Source organism: Streptomyces sp. 6N223 (assembly GCF_052246635.1).
GTDB lineage: Bacteria > Actinomycetota > Actinomycetes > Streptomycetales > Streptomycetaceae > Streptomyces.
Window position 1 is genome coordinate 81917 of record NZ_JBQQCA010000014.1, and the last position, 21128, is coordinate 103044.

Annotated in this window: 13 protein-coding genes; 8 read left to right on the forward strand and 5 right to left on the reverse strand. The window is 71.4% G+C overall.

The window, feature by feature from the left end; genetic code table 11:
- Positions 1 to 24 precede the first annotated feature (24 nt).
- Both ACTWQH_RS11750 and ACTWQH_RS11755 read left to right on the forward strand, forming a co-directional pair.
- Complete coding sequence (locus tag ACTWQH_RS11750) at positions 25 to 966, forward strand: alpha/beta hydrolase (RefSeq protein ID WP_443286392.1); 942 nt, start codon at positions 25 to 27, stop codon at positions 964 to 966.
- Between the two features lie 82 nt (positions 967 to 1048).
- Positions 1049 to 3124 carry a PKD domain-containing protein gene (locus ACTWQH_RS11755; protein ID WP_443286393.1) on the forward strand — a complete coding sequence of 692 codons (2076 nt, stop codon included), beginning with the start codon at positions 1049 to 1051 and terminating at the stop codon, positions 3122 to 3124.
- An 18-nt stretch (positions 3125 to 3142) separates the two neighbouring features.
- On the opposite strand, the gene ACTWQH_RS11760 is transcribed toward ACTWQH_RS11755, so the two are convergent.
- Both ACTWQH_RS11760 and ACTWQH_RS11765 read right to left on the reverse strand, forming a co-directional pair.
- Positions 3143 to 5965, reverse strand: a complete 2823-nt coding sequence (locus tag ACTWQH_RS11760; protein ID WP_443286394.1) for an FAD-binding and (Fe-S)-binding domain-containing protein — start codon at positions 5963 to 5965, stop codon at positions 3143 to 3145.
- Positions 5952 to 7667, reverse strand: coding sequence for an IlvD/Edd family dehydratase (locus ACTWQH_RS11765; protein ID WP_443286395.1), 1716 nt, complete (start codon positions 7665 to 7667; stop codon positions 5952 to 5954). Before ACTWQH_RS11765 ends, ACTWQH_RS11760 begins: the two co-directional genes overlap by 14 nt.
- 46 nt (positions 7668 to 7713) lie before the next feature.
- Here ACTWQH_RS11765 and ACTWQH_RS11770 point away from each other — a divergent pair, with 46 nt between their 5' ends.
- The 3 genes from ACTWQH_RS11770 to ACTWQH_RS11780 all read left to right on the forward strand — a co-directional run bounded on the left by ACTWQH_RS11770 (position 7714) and on the right by ACTWQH_RS11780 (position 10508).
- The gene (locus ACTWQH_RS11770; RefSeq protein WP_443286396.1) at positions 7714 to 8541 is read left to right on the forward strand and encodes an IclR family transcriptional regulator; all 828 of its coding nucleotides are present in this window, start codon (positions 7714 to 7716) and stop codon (positions 8539 to 8541) included.
- 63 nt (positions 8542 to 8604) lie between these two features.
- Positions 8605 to 9465 carry a fumarylacetoacetate hydrolase family protein gene (locus tag ACTWQH_RS11775; protein ID WP_443286397.1) on the forward strand — a complete coding sequence of 287 codons (861 nt, stop codon included), beginning with the start codon at positions 8605 to 8607 and terminating at the stop codon, positions 9463 to 9465.
- Positions 9462 to 10508, forward strand: coding sequence for a zinc-dependent alcohol dehydrogenase (locus ACTWQH_RS11780; protein WP_443286398.1), 1047 nt, complete (start codon positions 9462 to 9464; stop codon positions 10506 to 10508). The genes ACTWQH_RS11775 and ACTWQH_RS11780 overlap by 4 nt, the downstream gene beginning before the upstream one ends.
- Before the next feature lie 52 nt (positions 10509 to 10560).
- On the opposite strand, the gene ACTWQH_RS11785 is transcribed toward ACTWQH_RS11780, so the two are convergent.
- Genes ACTWQH_RS11785 through ACTWQH_RS11795 form a run of 3 tightly spaced genes read right to left on the reverse strand, consistent with a single transcriptional unit; the run spans position 10561 to position 16650 of the window.
- Positions 10561 to 11610 carry a LacI family DNA-binding transcriptional regulator gene (locus ACTWQH_RS11785; protein ID WP_443286399.1) on the reverse strand — a complete coding sequence of 350 codons (1050 nt, stop codon included), beginning with the start codon at positions 11608 to 11610 and terminating at the stop codon, positions 10561 to 10563.
- A gap of 38 nt (positions 11611 to 11648) precedes the next feature.
- Entirely contained in the window at positions 11649 to 14276 is a 2628-nt protein-coding gene (locus tag ACTWQH_RS11790) for a family 78 glycoside hydrolase catalytic domain (protein WP_443286400.1), read from the reverse strand.
- A complete protein-coding gene (locus ACTWQH_RS11795) occupies positions 14266 to 16650 on the reverse strand; it encodes a beta-galactosidase (RefSeq protein ID WP_443286401.1) in 2385 nt (794 codons plus the stop codon). The genes ACTWQH_RS11790 and ACTWQH_RS11795 overlap by 11 nt, the downstream gene beginning before the upstream one ends.
- A 314-nt stretch (positions 16651 to 16964) precedes the next feature.
- Here ACTWQH_RS11795 and ACTWQH_RS11800 point away from each other — a divergent pair, with 314 nt between their 5' ends.
- Genes ACTWQH_RS11800 through ACTWQH_RS11810 form a run of 3 tightly spaced genes read left to right on the forward strand, consistent with a single transcriptional unit; the run spans position 16965 to position 21101 of the window.
- Entirely contained in the window at positions 16965 to 18935 is a 1971-nt protein-coding gene (locus tag ACTWQH_RS11800; RefSeq protein WP_443286402.1) for an ABC transporter substrate-binding protein, read from the forward strand.
- Positions 18936 to 18939: 4 nt separating this feature from the next.
- Positions 18940 to 19932 carry an ABC transporter permease gene (locus tag ACTWQH_RS11805; protein WP_443286403.1) on the forward strand — a complete coding sequence of 331 codons (993 nt, stop codon included), beginning with the start codon at positions 18940 to 18942 and terminating at the stop codon, positions 19930 to 19932.
- A gap of 11 nt (positions 19933 to 19943) precedes the next feature.
- The gene (locus ACTWQH_RS11810; RefSeq protein WP_443286404.1) at positions 19944 to 21101 is read left to right on the forward strand and encodes an ABC transporter permease; all 1158 of its coding nucleotides are present in this window, start codon (positions 19944 to 19946) and stop codon (positions 21099 to 21101) included.
- Positions 21102 to 21128: the final 27 nt, after the last annotated feature.

Here is a 21128-nt window from a genome sequence, read left to right on the forward strand (position 1 = left end):
CCAACCGAAAGGCGGGATCGCCGTATGCCTCTCGACCCCTACGTGGAGCGCCGCCTCGCGACCGTACCCGACGTACCGATCGAGGAGCTGCTCACGGATCCGGCGCACCGACAGCAGGTCCTCGAGGGATCGCTGGACGACCGCCACTACGCGCCCCCAGCGGTCACGGTGACCGAGGAGGACGTGGACGGCCCTCTCGGCCCGGTTCGCGTACGGCTGTACCGGCCGCGCCGGGGAGCGCGGAGAAAACCGGGACTGGTCTGGGCACACGGTGGAGGTTTCGTCGGCGGCAGCCTCGACATGAACGAGGGCGACCTGGTGTGCCGCGAGCTCTGCCACCGCGCGGGCACCCTGGTGGTGTCGGTCGACTACCACCTGGCGGACGGGATGACGACCACGTATCCGGTCCCTCACCAGGACCTTCTCGCCGCATACGAGTGGACTCGCGCGCACAGTGGCCGCCTGGGCACCGACCCGGAACGCCTCACGCTCGGCGGCGCGTCGGCGGGCGGAAGCCTGGCCCTGTCCGCCACGCTCGACATGACCGACCGAGGCGCCCCACCGCCGGCGCGGCTGCTGCTCGTCTATCCCGCGTTGCACGACCGCCTCCCCGAGTCGCCCGAGGTCCTGGCGAAGACCCGCGTCCTGCCCCGTGGCGCGCGGATCCTGGGCAGCACCGTGGCCTACTTCTTCAGCGCCTACCGCGGACACCAGACCGAAACGCCGTACCTCTCGGCCGAGCACCGGGACCTGGGCTCGCTGCCGCCCTGCCTGCTGGTGGTCAACGAGTACGACGACCTTCGCGCATCCGGCGACGCCTTCGCGGCGCGGGCTCGCGCATGCGGTGCCGACCTCGAGGTGTACCTCGCGCGGGGGATGGTCCACGGCCACCTGGGCATGACGCCGCTCGTGCCCGAGGTCGACGCGACGTTGACCGAGCTGGCCCGCGTCGTGGCGGAGGCGTGACCTGGTGTCCACCGAGACCTGCCGCGACGCGCGCCTGTCCGCCGACCGGCGCACTGTTCAGCACACTCCCAAGGAGAACGCCATGAGAAGTACCGGTACCGCCGCTGCTGCCGGCGAGCACGGATCCCCCCGGCCATCGCGGCCCAGCCGCCGCACGGTCCTGCGTGCGGCGGGGGTGGCCGCGGTCGCGCTCGGCGCGTCCTCGGTCGGGAGCCCGAAGGCGTCGGCCGCACCGTCGACGTGCTCGGCCCCGCAGCCCGGCGGGCCCATCTGGGTCACGCCCGACTGCGCCGACCCGCTCTACAACCGGCCGGTCATCGACAGCGAGCAGGACGTGACCAGCCCGGTGCCGCATCACAGGGTGTCCGGCCACTTCGAGGGCACCGACGCCCGATTCACCTTCTACTTCCCGCCGAAGGCCCGCTGGGGGCGCCGGTTCTTCCAGCTGGTGTACCCGCTGCAGACCGAGAACGCGACCGACGACGACATCGCCTTCGCCGTGGACAGCGGCGCCTACCGGGTGCAGACCAACGGCAGGACCGGATACCGGGTCGACGCGGCCGCGGCCACGTTCTCCAAGAAGGTCGCGGCGCGCTACTACGGTTCGCCCCGTCGGATCCACGGCTACATCTACGGCGGCAGCGGCGGCTCCTTCCAGACGATCAGCGCCATGGAGAACACCACCGGGATATGGGACGGCGCGGTTCCCTTCATTCCCGGCGCGCCAACCGCGGTTCCGAACACCTTCTTCGTCCGTGCCTTCGCCCGGCTGGTCCTGGGGCCCAAGGCGCCAGGGATCGCCGACGCGATGCGGCCCGGCGGCTCCGGTGACCCGTACCAGGGGCTGTCCGACGTGGAGCGGTCGGTGCTGCTCGAGGTGACGAGGATGGGCGTCCCGCTGCGAGGGTGGGCGAACCACTCCTACCTGCTCGGCCTGGACGATCCTCAGGGTCTGCTGGGTTTCGCGGGCGTGGTGCGCTCCATGGACCCGGCCTACGCGGACGACTTCTGGGAGAAGCCGGGGTATCTCGGCACCGAGGCGTCACCGTTGGGGGATCTGATCCGGGCCGCCCGGATCGACCATCGGGCCACCGTCACGAAGGTCAACCGGGACGCGCAGAACCGGCCCGCGAGCCTGGATCTCGACGCCGTGCCGGCGGACCCGGGCAACCTCTCACTCGACTTCACGGCCTACCAGCAGGACGGGACGACGGAGATCGGGACGCTCACGGGCACGCTGGACGAGGCCGCGAAGGTCTTCACCCTCGGCGCCGGGAACCCGCCCGAGGCGGTGAACGCGCTCGCCGAGGGCGTCACGCTCCGCATGGACAACCGGTGGTCGCTCGCGCTGGTGACGTACCACCGGCACCAGGTCCCGACCCGGCCCGGCTTCTACGCCTGGGATCAGTTCCGCGACGCCCACGGGCGGCCGGTGCCTCCGCAGCGCGGCATCCAGATCGGCCCCCGGATCTCGGCCAACGTCAGTGGTGGCGGCACATTCACGGGCAGGATCACCGGCCGGATGCTCATGGTCGCGAACCTGCTGGACGTCGACGCGTACCCGTGGCACGCCGACTGGTACGGCACACAGGTGGAGCAGGCCCTCGGGGCGAGGTGCGACGCCATGTTCCGTGTCTGGTTCAACGACAATGCCGACCACATCGGCGCGCACCTGCCCGGTCTCGTCGACTACGCCGGCATCCTCCAGCACGCGCTTCGGGACCTGAGCGCATGGGTCGAGCGGGACGTGGCCCCCTCGGCATCGACGCGGTACGACGTGGCGGATTCCCAGATCCGGGTGCCGGCGACAGCGGAGCGGCGCCGGGGCATCCAGCCCGTCGTCGACCTGACCGCGGGCGGTGGTACCCGGATCGAGGTCACCGCCGGCGAGCCTGTCACGTTCAGAGCTCTGATCCAGGCGCCCCCGGGGGCGGGCCAGGTGGTGTCCACCGAGTGGGACTTCACCGGCGGCGGCACGTTCACGCCCCGGCCGTTCGGGCCACCCCGGGAGAGCGTGAGGGTGTCGACGACGCACACCTACGCCACACCCGGCACCTACATGGCGACCCTGCGCGTGGCGGCCCACCGTGACGGCGACCCGGACGCGCCGTTCGCGAAGGTGCGGAACCTGGGCCAGGTCCGCGTCGTGGTCCGCTGAGCCCGGCTGTCGGCGATCTCAGCCGGGAAGAGGCCGTGTGACCTCCTCCAGGACTTCGAGCAGGTGCCGGTAGGGATGCCCGGTGGCCCGGGTCATGCCGAGTTCGCAGGTGCGGTTGACCGACGCGTGGGCCGCTGCCGGTTGTGCGCGCACGGCCCGGGCCTCGCCGGCGGTGGCGGAGGCGGTCAGCTCCGGGTGGAGCAGGCCCCGGTCGCCGGCGAAGGCGCAGCAGCTCCAGTCCTGCGGCTGTACGACGTTCTCGGCCACCGCGTCGGCCACCCGCGTCAGTGCCGCGTCGAGGCCGAGCTGGGTTGAGGAGCAGGTGGGGTGGATGACGAGGGAGGGGATACGGCGGGCCGGGGTGAGCCGCGGCAGCACGGTGGCGTCGACGAAGGCGACCGCGTCCACAACCTGGAGGTGATCTCCGGCGAGCATACGGGCCAGGCCCTCGGTGCAGGAGGCGGCGTCGACCACCACGGGAAGGGCCCCGTCGTCCGTGGCCCGGCGCAGGGCGGGGACGACCCGGTCGCGCATGACCGCGTAACCGTCGGTCAGCCCCTTGGACTTCCACGGTGTGCCGCAGCACAGGGAGGCGATCCGCTCCGGCACCATGACCTCGACGTCGGCCCGCTCGCACAGGGTCAGAAGCGCGTCACGGACGCCGGCCCCGGCCGTCGGGTCGGCCGGTCCGAACATCGTCGAGACGCAGGCGGGGAAGTAGACCGCCTGGGGTCTGTCGGCGGTCCGCGGCCGGCGCCGTCTTCCGCCGCGTGGCAGTTCCGGGGACCAGGCGGGCACCGTGCCCCGGCCGAGCAGCGCCCGTCCCGCGGCGGTGGCCCCGGACGGCAGGACTCCGGGCACGGCACGGGCGGCGGTGAGGGCCGTGGAGGCCGCTCTCGTGACGCCGTCCCAGTGCCGGGCGGCGTAGGCCCCCGCCTTCTGTGCCGTCCGGCCGAGCTGTTCGGCGCGCAGCCGCCGGGTCAGGTCGCCGGTGTCGATCAGCACGGGACAGGCCGCCTTGCACATGCCGTCGACCGCGCAGGTGTCGAGGGCGTCGTACTGGTACTCGCTCTCGAGCCGGGCCAGCAGCTCGGCGTCCCCTGCGGCCTCGGCGCGGGCCATCTCGCGGCGCAGCACGATGCGCCGGCGCGGGCTGGTGGTGAGGTCCTGGCTGGGGCAGACCGGCTCGCAGTAGCCGCACTCCACGCAGCGGTCCACTTCCGTTTCGACGGTGGGGGTGGACTGCAGGTGGCGGATGTGGGCGGTGGGGTCGTCACTGAGCAGAACGCCGGGGTTGAGCAGTCCGCGCGGGTCGATCAGCCGTTTGATCTCACGCATCACGTCGTAGAGCTCGTCGCCGTACTGGCGGCGGACGTACGGCGCCATGATGCGGCCCGTGCCGTGTTCCGCCTTGAGGGTGCCGCCGTGGCCGAGGACGAGGTCGACCATGTCGTCGGTGAAGGCGAGATAGCGGGTGATCTGCTCGGGCCGGTGGAAGTCCTCGTTGAGCAGGAAGTGGACGTTGCCGTCCTTGGCGTGACCGAAGATGACGCTGCCGGTGTAGTGGTGACGCTCGAACAGCTCGGTCAGGGCGGTGCAGGTGGGCAGCAGACGGTCGACGGGGACCGCGATGTCCTCCAGCAGCGCGGTCGTGCCTGACGGGCGCGCGCCGGCGACGGCGGCGTACAGGCCCTTGCGGATGTGCCAGAGCGCGGCCCGGGTGCGCGCCTCGGCGCTCAGCCGGCCCGGTGCGGTGAGGGGAAGGGTGGGGAGGAGACCGGCCGCTGCCGCGACCTTCTGCCGCAGTTCCTCGGCGGTCGGCTGCTGGTGCTCGACGAGCAGGGCCGCGTGGTCGCGGACGCCGAGGTCGCGCAGGTCCGGGGTGGCCCGCGGGTCGCGCTGGGCGATGCGCAGGCTGGTGGCGTCGAGGAGTTCGACGGTGGCGAACCCGGCATGGACCAGCTCGGGCAGGGCTCCGGTCGCCGCGGCGAGGTCGGGGAAGAGGAGCAGGCCGGTGGCGGCGTGCGGGTGCGCCGGGACGGTGCGGAAGGTCGCCTCGGCGACGAAGGCGAGCGTGCCTTCGCTGCCGACGACCAGGCGGGTGAGGACGTCGGCCGGGCGGGTGTGGTCGACGAGGGAGTTCAGGCCGTAGCCCATGGTGTTCTTGATGGCGTACAGGCGGCGGATCGCCTCGACGGACGCCGGGTTGCCGCGTACGCGGTCGCACAGCCGGGCCAGCCCTTCGTGGATGCCCGGTTCGAGCGTGCGCAGCCGGTCGTCGGCGTCCGGTGCGCCGGTGTCGATGACCGTGCCGCTGGGCAGGACGAGGACCGCGGATTCGAGCGTGCGGTAGGTGTTGAGTTCGGTGCCGCAGGCCATGCCGCTGGAGTTGTTGGCGACCACGCCGCCGATCGTGCAGGCCGACTCGCTGGCCGGGTCCGGGCCGAGCCTGCGGCCGTGGCGGGCGAGGCGGGCGTTGACGGCGCGTACGGTGGCGCCCGGCTGGACCCGTACGCGGGCGCCGTCGTCGAGGATCTCGACGCCACGGAAGTTGCGGCGGGTGTCGACCAGCACTCCGTCGTTGGTCGCCTGCCCGGAGAGGCTGGTGCCGCCGGAGCGGAAGGTCAGTGGCAGGGCGTGGGCGGCGCTGACCCGCAGCAGCGCCGCCACCTGGGCCGCGTCCCGTGGGGTGACCACGGCCTGGGGTACGAGCAGGTAGTGCGAGGCGTCGTGGGCGAAGGCGAGCCGGTCGGAGACCCGGGCGGCGACCGCGCCCGGTGCCGCCTCCGCCAAGCGCGCCAGCGGCGTGGGGGCGACGGCCGGCGGATCAGTGCGACTCACGGCCCACCTCCGAACCGCTCGAGCCGACCAGGAAGTCCAGGTCCGCGCCCGTGTCGGCCTGCAGGACATGGTCGACATAGAGGCGTTCCCAGCCGCGCCCCGGGCTCGCGAATCCGGTGACGGTGGCCTCGTTCGGTGTGCGGCGGGCGAGTTCGTCCGCGGGCACCTCGACGTCGATGCGCCGGGCTTCGACGTCGAGGCTGATGAGGTCGCCGGTCGTTGCGAGGGCGAGCGGGCCGCCGGCCGCGGCCTCCGGGGCGACGTGCAGGACGACGGTGCCGTAGGCGGTGCCGCTCATGCGGCCGTCGCAGACGCGGACCATGTCGCGCACGCCCTGGGCGAGCAGTTTCCTCGGCAGCGGCATGTTCGACACCTCGGGCATGCCCGGGTAGCCCTTGGGGCCGCAGCCGCGCAGGACGAGGACGGAGTCGGCGTCGACGTCGAGGCCGGGGTCGTCGATGCGCGCGTGGAAGTCCTCGATGCTGTCGAAGACGACGGCACGGCCGCGGTGGCGCAGCAGGTGCGGGGAGGCCGCCGCGGGCTTGATGAGGGCGCCGTCGGGGGCGAGGCTGCCGCGCAGAACGGCGATGCCGCCCTCGGCGGCCAACGGCTCCGAGCGGGTGCGGATGACCTCGGGATCCCAGATCGGGGCGTCCTCGAGGTGCTCCAGCAGCGGCCTGCCGGTGACGGTCAGCGCGTCGGGGTCGAGCAGGTCGCGTACCTCCCGCAGCACGGCGCGCAGACCGCCCGCACGGTGGAAGTCCTCCATGAGGAAACGGCCGGCCGGCTGGAGGTCCACGAGGACCGGCACGCGGGAACCGATGCGGTCGAAGTCGTCGAGCCGCAGGTCGACGCCCAGGCGGCCGGCGATGGCCAGGAGGTGGACGACGGCGTTGGTCGACCCGCCGATGGCGGCCAGCGCGACGATCGCGTTGTGGAAGGACGCCTTCGTCAGGAGGGTGCGCGGCCGGCGGCCGGCGGCCACCATCTCCACCACCAGCCGCCCCGTGCCGTGTGCGCCCTCCAGCAGCCGGCTGTCGGGGGCCGGGGTGCCTGCGATTCCTGGGACGACCGTGCCCAGCGCCTCGGCCACCAGCGCCATCGTCGAGGCGGTGCCCATGGTGTTGCAGTGCCCGCGGCTGCGGATCATCGACGACTCGGACCGGGTGAACTGCTCCTGTGAGAGCGTGCCGGCCCGCACCTCCTCCGACAGGCGCCACACGTCAGTGCCGCAGCCGAGTGGTTTGCCCCGGAAGGTGCCGGTCAGCATCGGGCCGCCGGGGACGACGACGGCGGGAAGGTCCACCGAGGCGGCGGCCATGAGCAGCGACGGAATGGTCTTGTCGCAGCCACCGAGCAGGACCACGCCGTCGATGGGGTTGGCGCGGAGCATCTCCTCGGTGGCCATCGCCGCCATGTTGCGCCAGAGCATCGCGGTGGGCCGCATCTGCGTCTCCCCCAGCGAGACGACGGGCAGGTTCAGCGGGATGCCGCCCGCCTCGTGTACGCCGTCCCGGACCGAGGCGGCCACCTCGGTCAGGTGAGCGTTGCAGGGGGTCAGTTCCGAGGCGGTGCTGGCGATGGCGATCTGCGGACGGCCGCTGAACGCGTCGTCCGGGACACCGCGACGCATCCACGCCCGGTGGATGTAGGCGTTACGGTCCTCACCGGCGTACCACTGTGCGCTACGGAGCTTCACCATCAGCTCTTTTCAATAATCAGTACAGTAGTCTAATCTTTGGAACGAGATGAAGCATACGCAGACGTTCGACGGATCGACAGCCTCATCCGGCGGAGACGACGCGGAGAGCACGGACGGCATCCGCCTCGTGGGTTCCGACCGGGTCCTGGCGGTCCTCAAGGAGCTCGCCCGGTACCCCGACGGCGTACGGCTGGAGGAGCTGACCCGGGTGATAGGCAGCCCGAAGCCGACCGTGCACCGGGCCCTCGGCGCGCTGCGCCGGGCAGGGCTGGCCGACCAGGACACCCACGGCCGGTACGTCCTGGGCGACGAGTTCCTGCGGATGGCGTTCGCCCACCACGAGGCGCGGCCCGAGCACGTGCGCATCCGCCCGGCGCTCGAGGCGCTGGCGCAGCGGTTCGGCGAGACCGCGCACTACGCGGTCCTCGACGGCCGGGAGGTCGTCTACCGCGCCAAGGTCGATCCGCCGACCGGTGCCGTCCGGCTGACGTCGACGGTCGGCGGCCGTAACCCGGCCCACGCCACCGGCGTGGGGAAGGTGCTGCTGGCCCACCATCTGGACACCCCGGAGGCGGTCGAGGCATGGATCTCCGACGCGCCACTCGTACGCCGGACCCCGCAGACCCTGTGCACCGCCGAGGACCTGGACCGTGACCTGCGGGCGATCCGGGACCGGGGCTACGCCGTCGACGACCAGGAGAACGAGACCGGCATCAACTGCATCGCCCTGCCCGTCTACGCCACCTTGCCCGGCACCCCGAGCGGGGCAGTGAGCATCAGCGCCCTGGCCTACCGGACACCCCTGCGCGCCCTGGTCGATGCCGTCGGCGAGATCCGTGAGCTGCTCGGGCCTCTGGGCAGGCAACACCGATGAGCTCGCCGTGTGCGATCGCGTCCTCCGGCAGACACCAGGCCCCCGAACCCCGAGAGTGAGTCCGTGTTTCTCCTGCGCATAGGTGCCGTCGGCACCGAGAAGCCCGTCGCCCGCATCGACGACGAGACGTACGTCGATCTCTCCGACGTCGTCACGGACTTCGACGAGGCGTTCTTCGGCTCCGGCGGCATCGACCGCGTCCGCCCCGTCGTCGCCGAACGCGCCGCCGCGGGCCGGGTGTCCCGCTTCGCGGGGGAACGCATAGGCGCCCCCATCGCGCGCCCGCACCAGATCCTGTGCGTCGGCCTGAACTACCGCGACCACGCGGCCGAGACGGGGCTGCCCGTGCCCGACGAGCCGATCCTTTTCAGCAAGTCGCCCAACACGCTCGTCGGCCCGAACGACGACGTGCGCATCCCGCGCGGCTCCACCAAGCCCGACTGGGAGGTGGAACTGGGCGTCGTGATCGGCAGGCGCACCAGCTACCTGGACTCGGTGGCGGAGGCGCGCGCGGCCATCGCCGGCTACCTGGTCGTCAACGACGTCAGCGAACGCGCCTTCCAGATGGAACGCGGCGGGCAGTGGGCCAAGGGCAAGTCCGCCGAGACCTTCAACCCCGCCGGTCCCTGGCTGGCCACCCCCGACGAGATCGACGACGTCCTCGCCCTGGACATGTGGCTGGACGTCAACGGCGTCCGCCGCCAGGACGGCACCACCAAGACGATGATCTTCGATCCGTACGTCATCGTGCACTACCTCAGCCAGTTCCTCGTCCTGGAGCCCGGCGACCTGATCAACACCGGAACACCGCCCGGCGTCGGCATGGGTTTCACCCCGCCGGTATGGCTACGGCCCGGCGACGTGATGGAACTGGGCATCCATGGACTCGGCACGCAACGCCAGCGCGTACTGGCACCACGATGAGCACGGGCATGCGGGCGTTCGTGCTGACGGCCCCCGGACGTTACGACGTACAGGAGGTTCCCGCACCGGTTCCCGCTGCCGGAGAGGTCGTGGTCGACGTCGAACGGGTCGGCGTGTGCGGCACCGATGTCGAGTTCTTCACCGGCGAGATGGCCTACCTCCACCAAGGACACTCCTCCTACCCGATGCGTCCGGGCCACGAGTGGGCCGGCCGTGTGGCGGCGGTCGGCGCCGGCGTCGACGCCGCGTGGACCGGTCGGCGGGTCATGGGCGACACGATGCTCGGCTGTGGCGCCTGCCGCCGCTGCCGACGGGGCCACCAGCACGTGTGCGAGAAACGACAGGAGGTCGGCGTGCGCGACGGCCGGCCCGGAGCCCTCGCCGAGCAACTGGCGGTACCGGTCTCCTCGCTGCACGTCCTGCCCGACACCGTCGACGCCGTCCTCGGCGCGCTGGTGGAGCCCGGCGGCAACGCCCTGCGCGCCGCCCAGGCCGCCGAGCTGCGGTCCGGAGACCGGGCGCTGGTGCTCGGCCCGGGGACCATCGGACTGCTGGTCGCCTTGTTCGCCCGCGCCGCCGGAGCCGACGTCCACCTCATGGGCAGGACGGACGACTCCCTCGCCTTCGCCCGCGCTCTGGGCTTCGACCACGTCTGGCGGGAGGACACGCTCCCGGACCTGCCCTTCGACGCGGTCATCGACGCCTCGAACGCCGCCCACCTGCCCTCGCTGGCCCTCGACCTCGTCGAACCGGCCGGCCGCGTCGTCTACATCGGACTGGCCGGCGAGCCCAGCCGGATCGACACCCGCGCGCTCGCCCTCAAGGACGTGACCGCGGTCGGCGTTCTGTCCGCCTCACCCGGTCTCGACGCCACCATCCGCGCCTACGCCGACGCATCCGTCGATCCCCGACCCCTGGTCGCCGCGACCGTCGGACTCGAACAGGTCGGCCCCATCCTCGCCGGCCGGCGCCCACCCGGCGCCGGCGCCGGCCCGAAGATCCACATCGACCCGCGCCCGAGCTCGGGAGCGAGCGTTCCATAACGACATCTGTGACACCGACCGGCGCGGTTGTCCGTCTGCCGCTGGATGACCGTCACGCGGAGGCGCGGACGATGAGTTCGGTGTCGACCCAGAGGGTGCGCGGCGGCTCCCCGCGCACTCCGGCGGCCAGCTGCCTGACCATTTCCCTGGCCACGGCTGAGACGGACTGGCGCACCGTGGTGAGCGGAGGCGAGGTGCGCTGGGCGATGGCCGAGTCGTCGAACCCGGCCACGGCGATGTCGTCGGGAATGCGGAGTTTCGCCTGCTTGATCACATCGATGGCTCCCTCGGCGAGCAGATCGGACGTGGCGAAGACCGCGTCGAGCCCCTGAGCCCGGGCGAGGAGCTGCAGCATGGCGTTCGCGCCGGACTGGCGTGAGTACTCGCCGGCGTCCACCAGCCACTCGGGCCGGGTGATCCCGTCGGCCGCCTCGGTGAATGCCTGGACACGAGCCTGCGCGCCGACGGTGTGCAGGTGGCCCGCGATGATCCCGACGCGCCGGTAGCCGCGGGTGCGGAAGTGCCGGCCGAGTTCCGTCGCACCGCTCCGGTCGTTCGTGGCCACGAACGGCAGTGGATCGCCGTGGACGAAGGGCCGGCCGCACGCGATCACGGGCACGGGCTGGGTCCGCAGCAGAGAGATCAGGTCGTCCGTCCGCTCTTCGCGAGGAGAGACGAACAGGACGCCGTCGACGTGGCCGCCGCGCACGAAGCGGGCGGCGCGGTGGCGTTCGGCGGCCGTCCCCGCGGTGAGCAGGATGAGTGCGTAGTCCTGCCTGGCCAGTTCCTCGGAGGTGACCTGGAGCAGGACCGCGTAGTTGGGGTCCTCGAAGAGGCGGGTGGGGGCGGTGCCGAGGATGAACGCGACGTTGCCGGTGCGCTGGGTGGCGAGGGAGCGAGCGGTGGCGTTGGCGACGAAGCCGGTGTCCGTCATTGCCTGATGCACCCGGTCACGGGTCTGCGGGCTCACCCAGTCCCGGCCGTTGAGCACACGGGAAACGGTGCCTTTCGAGACGCCGGCGGCACGGGCGACATCGGCGATGGTGGGCGCGGTGCCGCGTCGTCTCGGGCGTGGCTTCGTGTAGCCCTCGGGGTCTGCCATGTTTCCCGTCCGTCGGCGCCGAGATGGTCGTGGCGCGGTCATCCTTCTGAGCGGAGCGGCGCATCCTGGAACGGAATCCGGGCCCTTCCCCCACTGAGGGCGACGTCCGGACGGTTGCCAGGCGAGACGAGGTTACCCGGGAGCCGCAGCGTGCCGGTGACACCGGCCGGGAGTTCGACCTTGACGGCGGCGTCCGGCCCCCTGGTCCAGGCGACGGTGATCAGACCCTGTGGCGAGTCGAACGTGGTCCGTGCGGCCCCGACTCCGGCGAGGAAGCGCGGCCGGATCTCGACCTGTCGCCAGCCGATGGAGTCGGGTGCCTGACGCAGGCCCACGACGTCGCCCAGTATCCATTCGTCGATCATGCCGAGCATGAAGTGGTTCTGTGAGCCCTGGCCGGCAGGGCCGGCCGGGCCTTGCCAGGACTCGGTGAGTGCGGTCGCCCCCGAGGCGATCTGGTGCCCGTACCCCGGTCCGTCGGTGCGCCGGATCATCTCGTTGAGCAGGTCCGCGTGGCCGTTGTCGGTGAGGGCGCGGATCAGGGCGGGCAGCGTGTTCTCGCCCACGGTGATGTGCCCCTGGGCGGCTTCCACGGACGCCAGCAGCCCGGTGAAGGAGTGTGCGTACTCGTCGGCGGTGAGCGTCTGCGAGGCCAGGCCCAGTGCGAAGCTGCCCTGGCTGCCGCTGCCCCAGGACCCGGTCGCGGCGTCGTGGAAACGCCGCTTGAGTGCGCGGCGCACGGCGGTCTCGTGCGCGAGGAGTTCCGTGGCTCTGCCGGCTTCTCCGAGGACGGTGGCGATCCGGGCGGCGGTGCCGACGGCGTCGGCGTAGCCGGATGTGGCGACCAGCGCGCGGGGGGTGGACCGGTCCAGGGCGATCCAGTCCCCCAGGCCGTGGTCGAGCAGATGGCCGCTGGCCCGGCTGTCGAGATGCCCCAGGTAACGCCGGATCGCCGGCCAGGCCGTCCGCAGCACCTCCTCGTCTCCGTAGGTCCGGTACAGCCGCCAGGGCACTTCGACGAGAGCGCGCCCCCAGTTGGGGTCGTCGCGGAAGGCGGTCCGGTCGCCGTCGACCTCGTCGATGTCGAAGACGACGTACTCGGGGGCGATGCTCGGCACCAGGCCGCTGTCCGTCTGCGCGTCGATCATCTGCAGCACCGCGTCGGTGAGCTGGGCCTGGACATCGTAGTTGCGCGCCAGGACCTCGAAGTTGAGGTAGAGCTGTTCGAGCCAGCCGAGCTTCTCCCGATGGGGGCAGTCGGTGAAGACGCTGGACATGTTGCTCTGCACGGCTCTGTCGATGACGCGGTGGAGCGCCGCGAGGAAGTGGTCGTCCGTGGTGAACGATCCGACCCTCTCATTGCCGGCCCGCAGCACCTGAAAGCGCATCAGGGCCGCCTCGTCGGCCGACAGCCCCTTCGCCTGGACGTACCGGCAGCCGTGGTAGACGAAGCGCGGATGCCACTGGGCCTCGCTGCCGTCGGTCGTGTAGCTGTCCCAGGTCGGACCGCCCGTCGTCGACTGATCCGCACGGCCGTCGCCGGTGAGCAGTTCCGACGGCGTGAGGGTGATGGTGCGCCCCGCCGGGGCCGGGTCGACGCGGAGCAGGGGCCATCCGGCCGCGTTGACGCCGAAGTCCACCACGGCCTCCCCGTCCGGGAGAGGTGTCACCGCGGCCGGGGCGAGTGTGTCGGTGACGGTCACCGCGGGGCTTCGCCGCCACCAGAGGCTGGCGCGCGGGGCCGGAAGCGGCGCCGCCGGGACCCAGGAGGAGGTGTCGAATCCGGGTTCGTCCCAGCCCGGTGCGAGGACGCGGGCGTCGTGATCCTCGCCGCCGTACCAGTGCCCGACCGTGGTGCCGCCGAGTGCGGCCAGCCACTGCGGGCCCGTGGCCACGCACACCGAGTCGCCGTCCGCCGTCACGATGTCCAGCTGGGCCAGGACCTGGGGCCGCAGGGCGTCCCGGGTGAGCTTGGTGTACCGGCCCGGGATCGGCTCGACGAACCCGGTGCCCGTACCGAGCTGGAGGGCCAGGACGTTCAGGCCCGCGCGGAGTGCGCGGGTGACGTCCCATGCGCTGGCCGGGAGCCGTTTGCTCTGGCTGGAGTGGCCGGGTTCGAGGCGGCCCGCGATGGCGTCCGTGCCGTTCAGGGACGGCACGACGACACCGGCTCCGGTCAGGTACAGGCGTGCCGAGCGGGCCGGCGCGTCGAGACGGAACTCATGGCGCAGGACCGGCAGCGCCGCGGGCGGCGGCGTGCCGGGCCCCGTGGCCCAGGCGGGGTGCGTGATCCAGCGGGCGCTCCAGTCCTCGGCGTGCCACAGCGGAGCCTCCACCACCGCGGGAGGGCTCCAGGGGCCGGCCCGGCCCTCGGTGTCGATGGCCCGCAGCCGCCACCAGCGGCGCTCCCGGCTGGCCAGGGGGCCGACCGGCCAGGGCAGCCGTGCCAGGCCGGTGAAGGGGAAGGAGAACCGGCCGGCGTCGGGCTGCCCCGTGACCAGCAGGTCCCGCGTGCTGGCGAGTTCGAGCTGGATGGTGGCGGGCACGCGATCGGTGGCGCGGAACTTCCAGCTCAGGACGGGGCGCGGGCTCGCCACGCCGACCGGATCGGTGCGCCCGTCCGCGTGAAGTGCGTAGACCCGGAGCGAGGGGCGGTCAGCGGCCATGAGTGGAGGGGCTCCCGACTCGGGTGAGAACCAGCGGTGTCGCGGCCAGCGAGGTGAGCAGATCGGCGTCGTGCGGCTGCCGGCCGAGCCCTGGCACGGTGAAGGTCTGGGGATCGGCGGGGCGTGGGAGCAGCCACAGCTCGAAGCGGCTGCCGGCCCGCAGCCGGGCATGGGGGATGCGGACGCGCCAGGGCCGGCCGTGCCAGAACTGGTCGGCGACGACATCGCCGTCGATGAGGAACCAGCCCACGTCGCCGTTCCAGGTGATGGTGATTTCCAGGTCCTCGGGTGCGTCGGGCGCGTCGAGGGCCACGTCGTAGCGTGCCGCGTAGGTTTCCATGTCCTCGGCGGTCGGGGCACTGGCCCTGCCGTGCGGGCCGCCGCGCCGGGCGGGCGGGAGCCCGGGCGAGACGCGGGTGCGTGTCGCGCCCGGTGTCACCGGGGGGCACTGTGCGGGAAGCCGCAGCGTGTCCCAGCCCTGCGGGCCGGCCGCCGGCGGCAGGTGCGATGCGGGCGGGGACGCGGGCAGGGGGGGAAGGAACTTCGGGGCCAGTGTCCGGCTGCCGTCGCGCTCGATCCACACGGCCGAGGGGCCGGTGAGTACTTTGCCGGCGGTGAGGATGAGGTGGTCGTGGCCCTGCAGCGTGACGACGGACAGGTGACGTGCCTGGTCGGCGCCGAGCACCCGCAGATCGAGCTCTGCACCGTCCGGCGACCGGATGGTGGTGACCGGCTCAAGACCCGGGACGACCTCGTGGACGACCGCGGGCCCTCGCCCGCCCGGTGCCGCGGCATCGGCGACGGTGACGGCCAGCAACGCGGGGACGCCGGCAGTGGCCGCGAACACGTGCGTCCTGCGCCCCGCCAGCACCACGTCGGCCACGGGCTGGACCGTCGCCCATTCGAGCCGGACCGCGTCGCTGAGTGGCAGGCGAACGGGCCAGATCCCGTAGGCGTGGGGCGGGATGGTCAGGGGCCGGTCCGGGAAGGACACCTCGTCGCCGTCCGGCAGAGCCAGGGTGAAGGTGACGCCCGTTCTGCTGGGCAGGCCTGCCCGCGGCTCGTGGTTGTTGAAGAACAGGAAGCCGTGGACACCGTCGGAACGCAGCCCCCAGCGCAGCCCCTGATGGCTGTAGGGGTCATCGGTGTCGGGCGGCGGCACCAGGGGCAGGGGCGCCAGCCGGTGCCCGTAGTGCCGGGCGAGGAGGTTGACCAGCCGGAGTTCCCCGAGGCTGGGGTTCTGATGGCCGGTCTCGCCGAAGGGGGCCTGGAAGTCGTAGCACAGCACGGGCACATCGTTGGGGTAGCCCGTGGCATGCGATTCCTGCAGCCCGGGAGTGCCGGCCTCGGCCGGGTTCGTGCCGCCGTGGAACATGTAGTAGCCCAGCCAGTTGGCACCGCTGCCGAGCTTCGTGGTCGCCAGTGCCCCGATGTCGCGGGGGTCCAGGACCGGCCGCCGGTGGTAGGACTGCGACATGCCGGCGCCCAGTTCGCAGGTGAGGAACGGGAACCGGGCGGCGTCGTCGTCGATGCCGGCGGGGGTGCGGGGGCGCAGGTCGGCGCCGATCCCGTCGTCGTCGCGGGCGGGCGAGAAGTGGTAGTGCATGCGGCAACTGGGAGGCAGATCCACCTCTGCCTCCTCCCACGCGGCCTCCGGGTAGCCGCCGAACATGGGTATGAGTTCGTCGCCGGGCAGGTCGACTCCGCCCCACCCGGTGACCGTCCATAGCCGCGTCGTCATGCCGGCGTCCTGGGCGATCCGTTTCAGGGCCAGCAAGTGCGGGGCGTCGCCGGGGAGTTCGTTGTCGATCTGGATGCTCACCACAGGGCCGCCCTGGTCGGAGTAGAGGCCGGCGAGCTGGTCGGCGATTGCCCGGTACCAGGCCGTGACGTCCGTCAGGTAGGCCGGGGCGTTGGTCCGTGCCCGGGTGCCATGCCGGGTGACGATCCAGTCGGGGAGCCCGCCGTACCGGGCTTCGGCATGGACGAAGGGCCCGATCCTCAGGGCGGTCACAAGGCCCGCGTCGGCCGCTTGATGCACGAATCGCCGCAGGTCGTAGCGGTCGTGGAAGCGCGGCGGGCGCTCGGTCGGCTGGTGATGGTTCCAGAACACGTAGCTGGACACGCCGGTGAGCCCGGCCGCGGCCATGGCCCGCAACTCGCGCTCCCACAGGTCGGCACGGCAGCGGCTGTAGTGGAACTCGCCGAAGGTGGGCAGCCACGGCCGCCCGTCACGGGCCACGTACCGGTCGAACACGCGGAGGCCCTCCTCCCGCCGGGCGTCCGGGAGAGCCAGGGGCAGCGCGGGATCGGCGCGGGGTACCGGGATGCGCACCGGCTCGTTGAGCGCGGTCGTCGGCTCATGGCCTGTCATGGGAGAGATGTCCTTCGGGCTCGGTCTCGTGCGCTGTCCGCTTTCGTCGCGCGGCCAGGACGATACTCAAACCGGTTTTAGCATCCTGTCAACAACAGGGCGGGCCCTGCGGCCTGGCTCGAAGGGTCATAACAGGTGATGTCCGGATTGATCGGCCAGGCGAAGTGACTCAAGGGTTTCATTCGCAGCTCTTGACGTGGCTCTGCCCTGGCGTAACACTCCCGGTTCAAACACGTTTCCACGGCATCGACCGCATCTGGATGCGGTAAGTACCTCGCTCTCGGTGTTGTGAATCGTTTCAATCGGAGGCTGACATGACGGACCGGCGAACGGTCCTGCGGTGGAGCGGCGCCGTGGCGGCGACGTTGGCCGCGGGCGGCCTGAGCGGTTGTGAGGCTCTCTCGCTCGACCCGGATGTGCCGCAGACGCCTGTGCAGCGCGGGCCGAAGGGCCCCGAGGCGCCCATGCTCGCGGAACGCGTGGCCGCCGGCGACCTGCCTCCGGTGGGCGAGCGGCTGCCGGAGCGCCCGATGGTTGTCGAGCCCGTCGAGGGGATCGGTCGCTACGGCGGTACGTTCCGGTCCGCGATGATCGGCGCCATCTCAATCTTCCAGGCGTACACCCACACCGCGTACGACGCGCTGATGATGTGGGACCCGGAGTGGACCCGGCCCGTGCCGGATCTCGCGCAGAGCGTCGAGGTCGGCGACGGCGGACGACGGTTCACCTTCCGGCTGCGGCCCGGTACCCGGTGGTCGGACGGGCACCCCTTCACGGCCGACGACATCCTCTTCGCCTACCACGATGTGCTGGGCCACGCGGAGCTGGTGGGTGCTCCTCCGCCGTTCATGCTGAGCGAAGGCGAACCGGCCGCGTTGGAGAAGCTGGACGACCACACCTTCCAGTGGACCTTCGCACAGCCGAACGGGCTGCTCCTGTCGTCTCTGGCCTCGCCCGAAGGCTATGTGTTCACCCTTTACCCCAAGCACCATCTGTCCCGCTACCACGCCGACTACAACCCCGATGTCGTCGCCGAGGCCGAGGAGGCCGGCTTCGGGGGCTGGGCCAACTACTTCTTCTCCAAGGTGGGCCAGGGCTACTGGGACCTGCCGCGCTGGCAGAACCCGGATCTGCCCACGCTGAGTACGTGGTGTGTGACGAGCCCCTTCGGTACGGGGGCCCAGGTCGTACTGGAGCGCAACCCGTACTACTGGAAGGTCGATCAGGAGGGCAGCCAGCTGCCCTACATCGACCGCGTGACGATCGATGTCGTCGGCGACCCGGAGGTCATGCTCATCAAGGCCGTCAACGGGGAGGTGGAGTTCCCGCCGGTCGACATCCTCACCATCCGCAACAAGCCGGTCCTGGCCGCCGGCCGCGAGAAGGGCGGCTACCACTTCGTCGACGCGGTCACCGCGGAGATGAACCAGATCTCCATCTCGCTCAACCAGAACACCAAGGACGCCGGCCTGCGGGAGATCTTCGCCCTGAAGGACTTCCGCGTGGCGCTGTCGCTCGCCATCGACCGTGAGGAGATCATCACCGCGGTGTTCCAGCGCCAGGGGGAGCCCTGGCAGCTCGCTCCCCGGCGGGAATCGCCCTTCTTCGACGAGGAGATGGCCAAGCAGTACACCGACTACGACCCTGCCAGGGCCGAGGAACTGCTGGATGCGGCGGGGCTGCGGCGGTCGGGTTCCGGGACCCGGCGCTCCCCCGCGGGCCGGGCCCTCCGCTTCGAGATCGCGGTGGTCACCCAGCAGCCCGACCAGGCCAGCACGCTGGACCTCATCGCCGGCTACTGGCGCCGGATCGGGGTCGACATGCGGGTGCGGGTCATGGACCGCTCGCTGTTCTACCAGCGCAAGGGCGTCAACGAGCTGGAGGCCACGGTGTGGACCAGCGGCGGAGGGCTCCTGGACGCCCTGTACGACCCGAGGCTGTACTTCCCCTTCAACGGCGAGTCGAACTGGGCACCGCTGTGGGCCACGTGGTACCTGACCGGCGGTGCGGAGGGTGAGGAGCCACCCCGTTCGGTGCGCCGCCAGATGGAGATCTACGACCGCATCCGGACCACGATGGACCCGGAACGGCAGCACGCGCTCATGCGGGACATCCTGGCCATCGCCAAGGACGACTTCTACAACTTCGGCATCGCCCTGCCGGCCCCGGCCTACACGATCATCAGCGACCGGCTGCGGAACTTCCCCGCCAACTACCCGGCGTCGTTCTACTACCCCACGCCCGGCCCGATGCGGCCCGAGCAGTTCTACTACGAGGAGGCGTGAGGGCATGCTCGGATATCTGCTGCGCCGCGTCCTGTACATGATCCCCGTGCTGTTCGGGATCTCCGTGGTGTCCTTCTGGATCATCCAGTTGCCACCGGGCGACTACCTGACCACCTACGTCCAGGGGCTCACCCAGTCAGGACAGGCCGTCAGCCAGGCCCAGGTCGACGCACTCAGCGAACGCTACGGCCTGGGCGACCCCTTCTTCGTCCAGTACGGGAAGTGGATGAGGAACATCCTGCTCCACGGAGACTTCGGCACCTCCTTCGAGTGGAACCAGCCGGTGTCCCAGCTCCTGGCCGAGCGGCTGCCGGCCACGGTGATCCTGGCGGTCGCGACCCTGCTGTTCACCTGGATCGTCGCACTGCCCATCGGCGTCTACTCCGCGGTCCGGCAGTACTCGATCGGCGACTACCTGGTCACCTTCATCGGCTTCCTGGGCCTCGCCATCCCCAGCTTCATGCTGGCCCTGATCCTGATCTGGCTCGGCGCCACCTTCTTCGACCAGCCCGTCGGCGGACTGTACTCCGCCGAGTTCGCCGACGCCGGATGGAACCTCGGCAAGCTGCTGGACCTGCTGCAGCACCTCTGGGTCCCGGTCGTCGTGCTGGGCGCCGCCGGGACGGCCGGCCTCATCCGCATCATGCGGGCCAATCTGCTGGACGAACTCCACCGGCCCTACGTCGTCGCCGCCCGCGCGCGCGGCGTTCCGGAGCGGAAACTGCTGCTGAAGTATCCCCTGCGGGTCGCGCTCAACCCCTTCTTCTCCACCATCGGGTGGGTCCTTCCCGGCCTGGTCTCCGGCGAGGTCATCGTGGCCCAGGTCCTCGCCCTGCCCACCACCGGGCCGCTGCTCGTGCGCGCCCTGACCAGCCAGGACATGTTCCTGGCCGGCTCGATCATTCTCATCGTGAGCACACTGACCGTGGTCGGCACGCTCATCTCGGACATCGCCCTCGCCTGGCTGGACCCGCGCGTCCGCCTCGGGCTGGCGTGAGGAGTGGCTCGATGACCATCACCGGACGAATCCTCCGCCGGCGCACGCCGACCGAAACCCCGGCCCCGGACGCCGAGCACCTGGCGGCCGTCCCGCAGCGCGCGCTGGTGTGGCGGGCGTTCCGCCGCCACCGGCTGGCCATGGCCGGGCTCGTCGTCACCGGCCTGTTCTACCTCATGGCGCTCTTCGGCGGCTTCCTCGCCCCCTTCTCCAGCGACTACCGCAACGCCCCCTACACCTACGCCCCGCCTCAGCAACTCCACTTCTTCTCGCGCGACGAGGACGGGGACATCGACCTGGGCCTGTACGTGAACGGCCTGGAGAGCGAGCAGGACCCCGAGACGTTCGAGATCACGTGGACGGAGGACGAGGACACCCGCATCCCGGTGCACCTGTTCGCCCGCGGTGAGCCCTACAGCTTCCTGGGCCTGTTCGAGACGGACATTCATCTCATCGGCCCCGCAGACCCTGATCAGCCCATGTTCCTGCTCGGTTCCGACAGCACGGGACGCGACGTGCTCTCCCTGATCATCCACGGGGCGCAGATCTCGCTGTCCATCGGTCTGCTCGGCGTGGCCGTGGCGTTCGTCATCGGGGTCACGCTGGGCGGCATCTCCGGCTACGTCGGCGGCAAGACCGACACCGTCATCCAGCGCATCGTCGAGTTCTTCATGTCCATCCCCACCCTGCCCCTGTGGCTGGGGCTCGCCGCCGCCCTCCCGGGCAGCTGGGACGCGCTGCAACGCTACTTCGCCATCACCGTCATCGTCTCCATCATCGCCTGGACCGACCTCGCGCGGGTGGTCCGTGGACGCTTCCTGTCCCTGAGACAGGAGGAGTTCGTCACCGCCGCCCGGCTGGACGGCTCCTCGGCGCCACGGGTGATCTTCCGGCACATGCTGCCGTCGTTCAGCAGCCACCTGATCGCATCGCTCACCCTGTCCATCCCCGGCATGATCCTCGCGGAGACCGCGCTGTCCTTCCTCGGCCTGGGGATTCAGTCTCCCGAGGTCAGCTGGGGCGTCCTGCTGCAGGAGGCGCAGAACGTCCGTGCCGTCTCCACCGCGCCCTGGCTGCTCTTCCCAGGCGTCGCCGTCGTGATCGTCGTCCTCTCCATGAACTTCCTCGGCGACGGGTTGCGCGACGCCGCCGACCCGTACCGCACATGACCACGCGAGCCGTCCCGCCGGGAGACC

Excerpts from the sequence above, each read along its gene's own strand:
- ACTWQH_RS11750 (WP_443286392.1), top strand. The coding sequence starts at position 25 with ATGCCTCTCGACCCCTACGTGGAGCGCCGCCTCGCGACCGTACCCGAC.
- ACTWQH_RS11755 (WP_443286393.1), top strand. The coding sequence starts at position 1,049 with ATGAGAAGTACCGGTACCGCCGCTGCTGCCGGCGAGCACGGATCCCCC.
- ACTWQH_RS11765 (WP_443286395.1), bottom strand. The coding sequence starts at position 7,667 with ATGGTGAAGCTCCGTAGCGCACAGTGGTACGCCGGTGAGGACCGTAAC.
- ACTWQH_RS11770 (WP_443286396.1), top strand. The coding sequence starts at position 7,714 with ATGAAGCATACGCAGACGTTCGACGGATCGACAGCCTCATCCGGCGGA.
- ACTWQH_RS11780 (WP_443286398.1), top strand. The coding sequence starts at position 9,462 with ATGAGCACGGGCATGCGGGCGTTCGTGCTGACGGCCCCCGGACGTTAC.
- ACTWQH_RS11785 (WP_443286399.1), bottom strand. The coding sequence starts at position 11,610 with ATGGCAGACCCCGAGGGCTACACGAAGCCACGCCCGAGACGACGCGGC.
- ACTWQH_RS11790 (WP_443286400.1), bottom strand. The coding sequence starts at position 14,276 with ATGGCCGCTGACCGCCCCTCGCTCCGGGTCTACGCACTTCACGCGGAC.
- ACTWQH_RS11795 (WP_443286401.1), bottom strand. The coding sequence starts at position 16,650 with ATGACAGGCCATGAGCCGACGACCGCGCTCAACGAGCCGGTGCGCATC.
- ACTWQH_RS11800 (WP_443286402.1), top strand. The coding sequence starts at position 16,965 with ATGACGGACCGGCGAACGGTCCTGCGGTGGAGCGGCGCCGTGGCGGCG.
- ACTWQH_RS11805 (WP_443286403.1), top strand. The coding sequence starts at position 18,940 with ATGCTCGGATATCTGCTGCGCCGCGTCCTGTACATGATCCCCGTGCTG.
- ACTWQH_RS11810 (WP_443286404.1), top strand. The coding sequence starts at position 19,944 with ATGACCATCACCGGACGAATCCTCCGCCGGCGCACGCCGACCGAAACC.